This window comes from Chitinophaga rupis, from assembly GCF_900109685.1.
In the GTDB taxonomy this organism is placed as follows: Bacteria; Bacteroidota; Bacteroidia; order Chitinophagales; family Chitinophagaceae; genus Chitinophaga; species Chitinophaga rupis.
Genome location: NZ_FOBB01000004.1, coordinates 364,570 through 377,931, shown reverse-complemented (window position 1 = coordinate 377,931; position 13,362 = coordinate 364,570). Strand labels below are relative to the sequence as shown.

General features: G+C 45.4%; 6 protein-coding genes and 2 tRNA genes. 4 read left to right on the top strand and 4 right to left on the bottom strand.

Going from position 1 to position 13,362, the window contains the following annotated elements; genetic code table 11:
• Nucleotides 1-4: 4 nt before the first annotated feature.
• The 4 genes from BMZ54_RS18375 to BMZ54_RS18360 all read left to right on the top strand — a co-directional run bounded on the left by BMZ54_RS18375 (nt 5) and on the right by BMZ54_RS18360 (nt 9,154).
• Nucleotides 5-1,795, top strand: a complete 1,791-nt coding sequence (locus BMZ54_RS18375) for a RagB/SusD family nutrient uptake outer membrane protein (protein WP_238386614.1) — start codon at nt 5-7, stop codon at nt 1,793-1,795.
• 76 nt (nt 1,796-1,871) lie between these two features.
• Nucleotides 1,872-3,941, top strand: coding sequence for a glycoside hydrolase domain-containing protein (locus tag BMZ54_RS18370; protein ID WP_089915111.1), 2,070 nt, complete (start codon nt 1,872-1,874; stop codon nt 3,939-3,941).
• 31 nt (nt 3,942-3,972) lie between these two features.
• Nucleotides 3,973-5,394 (top strand): MGH1-like glycoside hydrolase domain-containing protein, encoded by a 1,422-nt coding sequence (locus BMZ54_RS18365; protein ID WP_089915108.1) that lies wholly within the window; start codon nt 3,973-3,975, stop codon nt 5,392-5,394.
• Nucleotides 5,395-5,425: 31 nt separating this feature from the next.
• A complete protein-coding gene (locus tag BMZ54_RS18360; protein WP_143081059.1) occupies nt 5,426-9,154 on the top strand; it encodes an endonuclease/exonuclease/phosphatase family protein in 3,729 nt (1,242 codons plus the stop codon).
• Between the two features lie 86 nt (nt 9,155-9,240).
• On the opposite strand, the gene BMZ54_RS18355 is transcribed toward BMZ54_RS18360, so the two are convergent.
• The 4 genes from BMZ54_RS18355 to BMZ54_RS18340 form a co-directional block, all read right to left on the bottom strand.
• A complete protein-coding gene (locus BMZ54_RS18355) occupies nt 9,241-11,640 on the bottom strand; it encodes a T9SS type A sorting domain-containing protein (protein ID WP_089915103.1) in 2,400 nt (799 codons plus the stop codon).
• 451 nt (nt 11,641-12,091) lie between these two features.
• Nucleotides 12,092-12,177: transfer RNA gene (locus BMZ54_RS18350), tRNA-Leu, on the bottom strand.
• Between the two features lie 87 nt (nt 12,178-12,264).
• Nucleotides 12,265-12,337 (bottom strand) — tRNA-Gly (locus BMZ54_RS18345).
• A gap of 261 nt (nt 12,338-12,598) precedes the next feature.
• Nucleotides 12,599-13,177 (bottom strand): outer membrane beta-barrel protein, encoded by a 579-nt coding sequence (locus BMZ54_RS18340; protein WP_089915100.1) that lies wholly within the window; start codon nt 13,175-13,177, stop codon nt 12,599-12,601.
• Between the last annotated feature and the right edge of the window lie 185 nt (nt 13,178-13,362).

The window sequence follows — 13,362 nt, the reverse complement described above, 5'->3', positions numbered from 1 at the left end:
TGATATGACGATCCTCAGTGAAAAATTGTTCAGGCCATTACTGTTTATTTTCTTCGCAGGCAGCATGAGCATTGGCTGTAAAAAACTGGACCAGCAACCGCAGGCCACTGCCAATAAAGCTGCAGTATTCGGTAGTAAAGCCGGTCTTGATCTGTATACCAATTCATTTTATAATATTTTACCTACCACAAGCGCAATCATAAGAGGTGATGCAATGAGCGATTATCTGGCGCGGACCACGGTTCCTGATTTCATCCGCCCGGGCGCCTTTAGCCCTCAGCAAAGCTCAGGATGGTCATGGAGCGATCTGCGTAATATTAACTACTTTATACAAAACTGTACAGATCCCGCCGTCTCTCAACCCGTTCGGGAAAATTATATCGGACTCGCGCGATTCTTCCGCGGCTGGTTTTATTTTGAGAAGTTAAAGCGTTTTGGAGATGTACCCTGGATCAACAGGCCATTCGATGTAGATGATCCGGGTTTGTATGCCGGCCGTGATCCAAGAACCCTGATCGTTGATTCTATTATGGCGGATCTGGATTATGCAGCATCGCATATTACGACCACCGATAACAGCCGGAGCCTTATCACCAGATATACCGCGCTTGCCTTTAAATCCAGGGTGTGTTTGTTCGAAGGTACTTTCAGGAAATATCATACTGAATATAACCTGCAAGGCTCAGCCGATACGTTGCTGACAGCGGCTGCGGAAGCTGCAGAACAGGTAATGACTAACGGCGGGTTTGCTTTAAACACTGCAGGTGGCACGGATAAGGCCTACCGGAATTTGTTTAACAGCCAGGCGATCATTCCTGCTGAAATAATACTGGCAAACCTGGTTGATCCAACCCTGGCTATTTATAATGATGCCAACTGGTACCTGACAAGTTCCACTTATGGCGACAGGTTGAGCTTTACACGTACCTTCATAAATACCTATCTGAATATAGACGGCACACCATTCACGAATGAAGCCGGTTATAGCACCATGACGTTTCCCCAGGAAGTGAAAAACCGTGACATGCGCCTGCAGCAAACAATAAGGATGGGTAATTATACACGCGCTAATGGTGGCGTACAACAAGCTGCCCCACCTGTATTTTCTTACACGTACACAGGCTATCAGCCCATTAAATTAACCATGGATGATGCATCAATGGATGGCGGTTCCCGGAATACCAATTCATTGCCGTTGATCCGCTATGCAGAGGTTTTATTGAATTACGCAGAAGCTAAGGGAGAACTTGGGACACTGACTGATGAGGATTGGAACAACACCATAGGCGCGCTGAGAAGAAGGGCGGGTATAACGGGCAATACCAGTACGAAACCTTTGGTGGCCGACCCTTATCTGAAGGCTAACTATTTTCCGGATATCAGCGATCCCGTTCTGCTGGAGATCCGGCGGGAAAGGGGGATTGAGCTGGCTTTGGAAGGCTTCCGGTTTTATGATATCGTAAGGTGGAAACGCGGGCCTTTAATGGAACAGGTTTGGAATGGATTTTATGTACCTGCTTTGGACCAGGCAATGGACCTTAATGAGGATGGTGTATTGGATGTTCTTTTTTATCAGGAAAAACCGGCTGCCACAATTCCCGGCGTGACTTACGTTAATGTTGCTGAAACAATTAAGAATGGTGCAAATCCGCAAAGGCTATCCGGCAATACTTCCGGTGAGCTGACCTGGCTTACAAATGTAAAACGCACCTGGGATGATAAATTCTATCTATTCCCTATACCTGAGAACGACCGGCAGGTTAACCCTAAATTGGGCCAGAATCCAGGCTGGTGATCAACCATAGCTTAGGCGGCCGGCAGGCAATTAGCCGGCCGCTAAGTTATGGATCATATAATTACTGAACCGGCATATGAGATATACCAAATATTATCTGGCCATATTTTTATCCTTAGGTTTAAATATGGCCGGTGCTCAGCGCACAATAGTTACGGATCCCGCAGCAAATGTGAATGTGTTTTTAGGAACATCGGGCGATCATGGTCAGCTGTCACCGGCGGCATCCTATCCGTTCAGTATGCTGAGTATCGGGCCGCAAACCTACCCGGCAACCCATACGGGCTATGAATACGAGGCCAGGCGTTTTCTGGGATTTACGCATAACCGTTTTGAGGGCGTAGGCTGCCGCGGAAGCGGCGGGAATATTTTAATCAGGCCATTCATTGGTGGAGAAGATAAGGAACTGATCAAAATTAATCAGTCAGGTACACCGGGCTATTATAAAGTTGCCTTCACCAACAAAATTGTAGCTGAATTAGCTGCAGGTCAGAAGAACGGAATGCACCGTTACCACTTTCCGGCCGGAAATAACGGTTACTTCATTGACCTTGCTCATACGCTGGCGAATAAATTCGTAGCTGAGGAGCATGTCACTACCGGCCGCACACTAACAGGCTGGGTAGAAGCCCGTACTACCTGTAATGCCGGAACGTATAAATTATATTACTGCTTTGAATTTAGCCAGCCGGTAACCTGGACGGAAAAGCCCGGACACAAGCTGACGGGCGTATTCAGTACCGTAAATGATCCTGTTGAGATCAGAGTTGGTATGTCGTCCGTAAGTACGGATTATGCAAGATCATCTATCTTTCACGGCACATTTGATCAGCTTTGCAAGGAAGGCCACGACGCCTGGAACCGGGTATTAAGCAGGATCGAAGTGACGGGAGATATTGCTCAGAAGAAATTGTTCTATTCCCTGCTGTACCGGACCTTGCAATCTCCTTATCAGATCTCTGAAAAGGATGGCACTTACCGCGGCACAGATGGTATCGAAAAAAAAAGTACGGAAACAATGTTCAATGGCTGGGCCATTTGGGACAACTACCGTACGCAGCTTCCCCTGCTTTCCGTTTGCTGGCCCGAAAAATACAGGGGAATGGTAACCTCTCTGGCCAATCTCTATACAGCAGGCAAACAGGATTATGCTACCCAGACGGAACCGACCAATACTGTGCGGACGGAGCATGCTATAGTAGTGCTGCTGGATGCTTACAGAAAGGGTTATCCGGTTAGATTTGATCTGATCATCGATTCGCTGGCCAGGGAAATAGATCATCTTGATTTTTCCAAACCGGATAAAGCGCTGGAATCAAGTTATGATACCTGGGCATTTGCAGAAATTTTAAAGATCCTTAAAAAGGATGAGCTGAGTGAAAGATACCTGCAAAAAGCCCGCGATTATAAAAAATACTGGGAGAAGGATTTTAAGAACCTGAACGCCGGGGATGTTGATAAAGTTCAGGCGCGGAATCTTTATCAGGGTACTATCTGGCAGTACCGGTGGTTTGTACCATTTGATATCAAAGGGCTCATTAATCTCGCAGGAGGAACTACTGCGTTCATCACCCAGCTTGATCAATTCTTTAACGAAGATCTGTATAATCATGCCAATGAGCCAGATCTGCAGGCGCCATTAATATACAACGCGGCTGGTCAGCCATGGAAGTCGCAGGAGTTAATGCACCGCTTTGCTGCAGACACTGTGATCCAATATTACTTTAATGACAATAGTAAAGGCATCGATCCCTTTGTAGATAAAGTTTACAAAAATGAGCCTAAAGCCTATATCCGAACAATGGATGATGATGCCGGTGCTATGTCGGCCTGGTATGTTCTTGCAGCCTGTGGCTTTTCGCCGGCTTGCCCGGGCTGGCCGGTCTACTATTTAAATGTACCGTTGATGAAGACTGTGAAGCTGAACCCTATTGGTAAGAAGCCATTTGAGATCGAAGTTAAAAATTACGGACCCCACAATAAGTACATTGAAAAAGTAATACTGAATGGCAAAGTGCTCAACCGTATCTACATTACCCAGGAGGAGATCAATGCGGGCGGCAAGCTCGAAATCATCGCCTCCGCTCAGCCGGAAACAAAAAAACCTTTAGAAGGCTGGATAAGCAGCATTGAAACCGTTCAATAATTTTTAAAAAGGATCTGTAACATACCATATAATGCGAAACATACTTTCCGCTTTGGTTTTATTCATAACCATCGCGGCGCCGCTTAAGTTAAATGCTCAAAAGATCAGCTCCGGTAACGCAGCGCTGGTTGATGCTTTTAACCTTGCTTTGAACACCATAGACATTAATGTCAGGCGGGGAGTACTTGCTGCCGGAGGTGATTATGGTGGTGAATGGACAAGGGATATTGCAATTAATTCATGGAACTGTGCAAGTTTATTAAGGCCCCGCGTAGCTGAGAATTCATTATGGAGCGTTACGGTGAAAAAGGATTCGATCGGGCACCAGTACTGGGATAAGATCATCTGGACCCTGGCAGCCCTAAACCACTATAAGGTAACCGGAGACCAGTTATTCTTAAAAGAAGCCTACCGCTGCGCCGGGAACACGATGAAAGAGCTGGAGCAAAGCGCTTATGATCATGCCTATGGATTGTTTACCGGGCCCTCCGTGTTTAATGACGGGATAGCCGGCTACCCCGGATCTGTATATGATAGCCTGAACAATTCGTCTTTTGTGCTTGACCATAAAGGATCAAAGACCATCAGGTGTTTAAGCACCAACGCAGTTTATTTTGGTGCTTATAAGGCCCTTTCAGAAATGAGCGGACTGCTGAAAGATGGACAGGAGAATACTTACGATCAGAAAGCATTGGCACTGAAAACACAGGTGCTGAAATATCTTTACAATGCTCAGGAGAATAAATTTTACTATCTGATAGATAGCCAGGGAAATGTTGACCGTTCGCAGGAAGCCCTGGGTATCTCCCTTGCTGTATTATCCGGCATTGTTGATACACAGCAAGCGGCCGGTATGATAAAAGCAGCAACTACTTCAGCTCATGGTATTCCTTCCATTTCACCTGCTTTCGCGCGGTATGATGCAAAAAAGCCCGGCAGGCATAATGTAGTGATCTGGCCCATGGTGAACGGTTTTTTTGCTGATGCAGCCCTCACCACAAAAAACTATGACATCTTCACTGCCGAGTTAAACAATTTGATCCATCTGGCCCTGGATGAAGACAAGGGTAATTATAACTTCCGTGAAATTTATAATGCTGATTCAGGCGTACCTGATGGTGGCTGGCAACGCCGGAAAACAGAGAAAGACATTCACTGGACATCATTTAAAAATCAAACATGGTCGGCTACGGCTTATCTGCGTATGGTGTTCAATGGCCTGTTAGGATTTAAATTCACAAAGGATGATCTATATATAAGGCCGTATCTGCCTGACAGCATTCACTCTTTAAGCATTACATCCATTCCCTACCGGAAAGCCATGATCAACATAACCGTTAAGGGAAAAGGAAGCCACGTGTCATCTTTTACGATCAACGGTGTAAAACAAAAGGATCTTAAGATACGCGGGACCGCAACCGGTGATCAAAATATTGTAGTAAACCTGGATTAAGAATATTTCCCTTGTTTTAAATCACTAAACCATGAAGTATTTAATCTCAATTCTTTTGCTGACTTCCTTATGGGGAGCTGCAGCAAAAGCTCAGCATCTTAATGTCATAACTTACAATTTAAGAGGTGATAACGCTACAGACGTTGGAAATTTATGGGCTGACCGGAAATTAATGGTCGTTTCCCAGTTTGAAAAGTACAAACCGGATCTTATCGGACTTCAGGAAACATTGCCATCTATGGCCGGCTACCTGATCGATACGCTGCCGAGATTTGACAGCATCGGTTTTGACGCTGCTATTCAAGTGGGCCTGCTCTATAATACACAACGGTTAACGCTTCAGTCACATGGACATTTCTATTTATCAGAAACGCCGGATGTTCCCGGGAAAGGATGGGATGCCAAATTTGCGCGTATGTGCGTATGGGCTAAATTCACTGACCAGGTAACGGATCTGGATTTTTATGTCTTTTGTTCACATTTTGATCATGTCGGAACTGTTGCCCGGACGAATAGTGTTCAATTGATCTTACAAAAGATCAATGAAATTGCCGGTACTACTCCCACTTTGTTTATGGGCGATCTTAATACCACCCAATGGGATCCGAATTATATTACCTTAAACAACTCTGTATTATTAAAGGATACGAAGAACCTTGCAGTGATTGATCATGAGAAAGAACGGGGAACCGGAAATGGTTTTAATATTGACAGAAGGGACAGAACGATAGTCGATCATGTTTTTGTGACCAGCACGTGGAAGGCCTATGAGCACGATGTATTGCTGGATCTTTTTAATGGCCATACCGCTTCAGATCATTATGCCGTGATGACGATACTTGGCCAAAAGGAAAATGATTTGGGAGATCTGTACAGGCAATTTCCGGAAGACTTTGAAAACCCTGATCCGGTAAAATCTTCTTACGCAAGTGGTGATGTTGTTTTCAGGACAGGAACCTGGACATTGAACAACGCAATTATCGGCGGAAGCTCGGCGAATGATAAACCCACGAGCGGGACCTATGGGGTAAGGATCATTGATCGTAACACCGCACCGGCCTATTTACAAATGAACTTCGATGTAACGGAAGGCGTTTCAAAGGTAACACTGCAGCATAGTAGCTATGCTACAGATAGCGTATCGAAATGGCAGCTGGAATATTCAACGAACCAGGGCCTTACCTGGGTAGCCATAGGGCCGGTAATTTCAACTCACCAGCTGAATAAGCAGCAAGCCACTTTTATAATGGACATTCCCGGGAACGTACGTTTCAGGATCAATAAATTTGGATTAGGAACAACCAACAATGGGCGGTTAGATATCGATGATCTTACCATTTATAAACGCAGAAACGCAGGCGCTCCTGAAAAAACCGTACCGTTGCTGGGCTGGCAATTTGGAAGTCCTGCCAGTACAGGTGCGGAAGTTTCTGCCAATTCCAGTATGAACAATCCGGCCGTGAACATTTCTTCATTAACCAGGGGAACCGGTTTCAAAACGGTGAGCGGATCTTCAGGGAATATATCGCTGCCAGGCGGCTTTGGCGCTGCCGCCTCGGTTGCATCAACGCTCTATGCCTCTGACACCACTGTGGCAATCAATAATAACCTGTACTTTCAGTTTACAGTAAAGCCAAAGGCATCACAAAAGATCTCATTGTCAACGATTGATGCAAAGCTAATGTCCACCGGACCAACCTTGAAACTGTGGTACTGGAAATATAGCCTTGATGGCGTAAATTTCAAATACCTGGCAAAATCCTATTTATTTAATGCTGCTCAATCAACCTCACAGGCAACGATCGATCTGTCAGCTTATCCCGAATTGCAGCATATAGGTTCGGATAAGACGATCTATTTCAGGCTATACGTTAATGGGATGGATAATAGTTCAGACATGGTGGGTATTGGTGTCTCAAGCCCTGGTACAGCAGATGATTATGCACTTTCTGTAGGTGGTATTGTTGAGGACACGGTTATCACGAAGGCGCTGGCGGCATGGCAGTTTGCTACACCCTTAAGAACCGGAGGTGAAGCTTCAGCTGCGGCTTCTCTTATTGATTCTTCTTTAAATGTTGGTCTTTTACAGCGGGGTGCCGGCCTAAGGGCCACCGATTCCATGGGAGCGCCATTTGTTCTCCACCGTACCTTTGTTTCTTTAACAAGCGTACCAACTACCTCGGCTGTTACGGATACTGCAACGGCAATTTCGCAGGAGATGTATTATGCCTTTAATATTGGAATTAAACCCGGATATAAAGTCTCCCTTAGTGACATAAATTATAAGTTAAGGGTAACGCCCGGCGGTGCAAAGGTTTTTTACTGGAAGTACAGCCTTGACGGGATCAATTTTGAAAAGATTGCCAATCCGCGGGTACTGTCAGCCGCCACCGCTGATGAAGGGGATATACAACCGCCGGTCGATCTATCAGGCATCGGGGTTTTACAGGATCTACCTGCAGGGAAAACAGTTTATTTCCGGATGTATACAAACGGTTCTAACACAACCACCGGCACTACAGCATTTGGGCGATCGGCTGCATCCAGTACTACAGATTATGTGCTGACAGTGAATGGAAATTCCACAGCGGTCATTGCACCTGAAAAATTAGTAGCCTGGCAGTTAGCTATGCCGGCAAAAGCAGGAAATGAGACGGATGTAACACCAACCACAATAAATAGTGCTGTTACGGCCACGCCTTTGGTTCGTGGCGCCGGTTTAAACCCCACCGGGCTTGCAAGAGCATTTGCTTCCTTAACAACAATACCGTCAAGTTCCAATCTGGCAGATACGGCTATAGCCATTGCCAATAATATGTATTTCGGTTTTAGCCTGACTGCGAAAACCGGGCACAAAATAAGTTTAAATGGCCTGGACTTTAAGATCCGGGCTACAGGTGGCGGAGCTAAAGTTTATTATTGGAGATATAGTCTCAATGGTACTGATTTTTACAAAGCCGACAACCCGTTTACTTTAGCGATCACGGTCAATACTGAAGGTGAATTCATGCCACACGTGGATCTTTCAGGGATTACGGAGCTGCAAAACCTTCCCGGCGGTACCACGGTCACATTCAGATTATACACGAATGGCTCAAACACAACAACCGGCTCTACAGCCATAGGCCGTTCCACCACAGCTACAACAGAGGATATATTATGGGTAAGCGGGTCATCAGAAAGCGAGGGTGCACTATTAGCATCGGGTGTGGTTCCGGTTGCCGGAACCCAAATTACGGCCCTGAAGGCAAATGTGGGTCGTAGACAAGTGATCTTGAAATGGCAGGCTGTTAATGAAAACCCTGATTCGCATTTCGAGGTGCTCCGGTTTGAAGGAACGCACATGCCATCTGTCATTGGGCAGGTAAGCACTGATACTGCAGGCTCCCCCGGGAAGACATATGATTTTGTTGATCTCAGACCTTTATCCGGAACCAGCAGCTACCAGATCAGAACAATGGACTGGAAGGATCACGAAATACTGTCGGAAAAAGTTAAGCTGGCCGTCAGGGAAAACAATAATAACCTTTTGCTCTCCGCCACGAATAACCAGCTTACTATATTCATTTTTTCAGACACCGAATGCCGGGGCGATTTTTTCCTGAGGGATATCATGGGCCGTACGATCTTCAGAAGGCAGCTGCGGTTGAATAAAGGCAGAAATGTTTTTACAGAAACGGTAAATGTGCCTCCGGGCATTTTCACAGGCACCATATTTTTTGGCAGAGCGGAAGTGATCAGCAGGAAAATAGTGCTATAGGCATGGTTGTATGGCCATGGTGGTAATTAAAATGCCGGTACCTGCTATGTTCAATGGGTAACAGGTACCGGCATTTGAAACAATTTTTATAAACGAAGCAGCTTGATCGTCTTTATCACAACCTTGCTTTGTATATCATACACCTGCAAATAATAAACTCCCTTGGCGGTGCTGGTACCTGTTTCCAGCACTTTCCTGCTTTGATTGAAAGAACGGTCTGTAAGTACCAGTTTCCCCTGCGCATCGTATAACCGTAGCAGGTAGTTCCGGTTCCATAGCAGGCCGTTAATGGTGAGCTGCTGTTGGAAAGGATTGGGTAAGACCACCAATTCACCGGCTACATCTGCTGTAATACTATGCTGGTTGCTGCCCACCATTAATGGCGCCTGTGTACCGGTTATCTTAAAGCTGCGTATAAGACTAACACTATCCAGCTTATGCTTAAAGGTAACTTTCAGCAGATGCGTACCTGCACTGTAGCCGGAGGGCGACAGTACAAAGGTTTTGTTGGCGGAAATGGGTAGCATAGTACCATCCACCCACACCCACACATCGGTATGCGCCTCGGGCCTGGGGTAGTTGACTATAAGAATGCTTTCGGGCGGGTCTGATTGGCTGTAGCTGGCTTTGAGCGTTCTTAAATTAGGCAGTGTGTTTAGCCGTGGATAAACACGCAGTACTACCGGTGTATCATTTTTTGAAAGAGCGGTGTCATTATAGGCCATCCATTGCAGGGTATCTACCCCTACCACATTGGCGTTGGGTGTATAATACATACTGTCAATTTCTTCCAGTGAAACATCACGGCTTCTTTCAAAAAACACCTGCTTACCTTTTATGGTTAGCTTACCGTATGCCGGCACCCGGTTTATTCTGATGGCTTTTAGCTTACCTACATAGTGTTGTTTGAACTGGCTGGCCCAAAAGCGGATCGGCGTACCCTCCAGTGTATTGCGTTCAAAAGGTTTAAGGGTATCGGGCGCCTGCACAACATTCATATATATATAGGCTTCGTTGGTCCAGGCCACACTGTCAAACGCGCGGTAGATGAAAGTATCCTTTACAGGGAAATTGCCTGCGCTGTATTTAAGGGTATCCAGATCCTTCCGGGCAATAATGGTATGGTTGTAAATAGGCTTGTTGTTCTTATCCAGCAATACGCCCTGCGACGGGCGTTTTATGATCTCTACAAATTGCAATGAGTAGGTTTTGCTGGTATCTGTATTAATAGTGCCAATACTGCGCGCAAAGTCCTGGGCTGTTATTGGGGTTTTGTTACGGGTATACCCTTTCCTGGAAATAGGATTTGCATAGTGAACAACTGCGGTATCTGGTCTTATTATATACAGGGTGGAGCCAATGGCGGTGGTCCAGGTACCGGTATTATACCAGCTCCAATAGGTGCTGCTGTCCACCACTTTTTTATTGTAGCTTCCATCACGGCTTATAAGGTAAAGTGCCTCCTTTCCCTTTCCTTTTGTTTTTACAGCAATGTCGCCATCCTGATTTACCGAAACCACCCTTGCAAATTCAATATCGGTACCTGTTTGTATAGGCAGCACATTATGAAACCCTGCCGTAGTATATACATAACCCTGCGTGTTATTCCGGTAGGTAGAAGTGAGGTTAACACCTCCTATGGTGCCATAACGTTTGTTCATTACGGGGCTGGTAATTTCCATTGAAAAATCGGAATGTCCGTCAACATCGCCCTGTGTAAATAGCACCCGGCTTGAATCCGTATCAGAATAGCTTGCATGTACCCTGGTTGCGCGGCCTTCCCGGTGGCTCAGGTAATAAGCGATTCCGTCCCAGCTCATCGAAATACCATAAAAGTAGCCCGGCTGGGTAGTATCGCCATTAGATGGCGTCAAGTGGTCGGACAGGTATTTATTGTTGTAGAATCTATAGCGATAAAAATCTTTGCCTGTTGAATATGCAGCATATACAAACGTAGAAATAGCAGCGCCGTAAACGGGTTCTTTTGTAAGCACTAATCCGGCGCCGGCGCCGCCCAGGCTCCAGGTTCTCAATCCTGAATTGGGACCATCCTGCTTGTAGTAGATCACGGTCAGCCAGCCAACGTCTACATGATTAACAGAATCCGCGATCTTGGTCAGCACACGCCCATCCCATTCGTATAATGGCGACAGATCAGTGGCAGAATCCAGGGGCTCACCTTCTATCACTGCGCCGGATGAAGGTGCTACCCATATATGCGGGTGTTCATCAATTAAACCCTCTCTACGGCCACGGTTAAATCCTTTATGGTAGGGAATTATCTGCATAGTACCAGAGGCGATATTACTCAGGTAGTAAGTGTAATAATCCCCCACTTGCTTATAAGACAGCAGATACTGGCCGTCATAATCCACTATAATAGAGCTGTCGGGCGCTTTAAAATACGGCCACAGAAAACGGTTTTGCGCAAAGGAAGATAATGTGCAGCATAACAGCAGCAATAGAAGGGGGTAGATTTTTCTCATAAGTAAAGCATTAAAGATTTGGTCTGATAATTTTTATGAACACGGAAATACGCGCCAGTAAACACAATCACAGGGTTTTAAGAAAACAGGAAAAGCTATCAGTAATGTAGTGGCAATAGGGGGCCTTAAACAAGCCGGCATAGTAAATTACGCCAAAAAAAGTATTTTCGATGGTTAATTTATTTGATGGCAGCATCTATGCGCCTAATTCCCGGTTTTATCAATACATGAGAAATGTTGTTGAGAATATTTCAATTTAATGCAGGTAGCATCTTTATGTAACTAATGCTTATCCATTTCTCCGGGAATACTTTGGGTAATCATTCCAAGCCTTAGTCATTACCTTATAAAATAAGCTAACCATTTTGTCATATGGAACAGACAAGTTACAAAAACAAAAGGCACCGCTTCTGCGATGCCTTTTCAATTTCTCAGCGCGCCAGCGCTTTTGTACCCCAGATGGGAGTTGAACCCACACTCGCATTGCTGCGAACGGGATTTTAAGTCCCGCGTGTCTACCAATTCCACCACCAGGGTATCTTCGATTTAATTAAAGATAATCAAACCAAAAGAATTGTAAATAAAAATTCCAAACCGCTTGCGCAATTTGGAACCCTATCTCTGAGCGGAAGACCGGGCTCGAACCGGCCACCCCGACCTTGGCAAGGTCGTGCTCTACCAAATGAGCTACTTCCGCATAATTTTTTAAGAGCTATTTTTTCTTGGGATTGCAAAGATAGCTATTCTTTGGAATTCACCAAGTTTTTCTATTCGGAAAATTTAAAAGCTGCAAAATCTGTCCTGCCTGCCAGTCAAAAGCCCTTACCGGTGGCTAAATTCCACTGAAAGATCCTATAGATAAAAGTCATTCATCCCACCCAAAAAAAACACCCCCGGAGGCAAGCACCGGGGGCATTTCTTTTTCCTTAACCTATTTTTTAAAACCCCTATGAAATACTTATAAACCGAAGGCATAAGCCACACGCAGTCCTAATACATTATTGGAAGAACCGCCGTCAGCAAATTTGCTGTAACCTTCAAACTTCACACCTGCATCCAGGTAGCTGCCATTGCCTAAATGGAACAGGTAGCCCACTTGCGGAGAGTAAGCAAAAGCTGCAGATTTATCAGCCAGCACATCGCTCTTATTGGCTATGAAAACAGCGCCCGCCTGTGCCTGTACATAAAAGTTACTTACCGGGTAATATTTCAAACCCGCTTTTACCGGAATTAACTGCAGGTCTTTGGCAGAAAAACCGGCAATGTCTTTGGCCATAAAATCAGAAAAACCGGCATTCAGCGTAACGTACAGGTCCCTTTTCAGAATGGCATAATCGCCCTGTACAGAACCACCGATAGACCAGTCATAAGCATCTTTAAAATCACCTAAGGGTAAATTAGCTTCGGGGCCTACACTTAAAAGAAAAGCAGGTCTTTCAGCAGTTACTTTTTTGGAGGCATCCTGTGCTTTGGAAGAAAGGGTTAAACCTGTTAAAAGGAGCAGTCCCATAATGCCTGTCTTGATTGTCTTTTTCATCTTCTATTGGTTTTAATACTTACGAAACGTGTATTAGTTGATCGTTTGATAGGACAAAATTAGGACGGCTTGGAAGACTGCACAATGCCAATAAGGAGGATAATAGAACCAATTTTCCGGAAAGAGCCTAACTGCCGGTCAGGTACACCGTCATCAACCGCGACTGTATCTCAGACACCGCTCTC

Coding starts and splice junctions, on each gene's coding strand:
- BMZ54_RS18375 (WP_238386614.1), top strand. CDS start 5: ATGACGATCCTCAGTGAAAAATTGTTCAGGCCATTACTGTTTATTTTC.
- BMZ54_RS18370 (WP_089915111.1), top strand. CDS start 1,872: ATGAGATATACCAAATATTATCTGGCCATATTTTTATCCTTAGGTTTA.
- BMZ54_RS18365 (WP_089915108.1), top strand. CDS start 3,973: ATGCGAAACATACTTTCCGCTTTGGTTTTATTCATAACCATCGCGGCG.
- BMZ54_RS18360 (WP_143081059.1), top strand. CDS start 5,426: ATGAAGTATTTAATCTCAATTCTTTTGCTGACTTCCTTATGGGGAGCT.
- BMZ54_RS18355 (WP_089915103.1), bottom strand. CDS start 11,640: ATGAGAAAAATCTACCCCCTTCTATTGCTGCTGTTATGCTGCACATTA.
- BMZ54_RS18340 (WP_089915100.1), bottom strand. CDS start 13,177: ATGAAAAAGACAATCAAGACAGGCATTATGGGACTGCTCCTTTTAACA.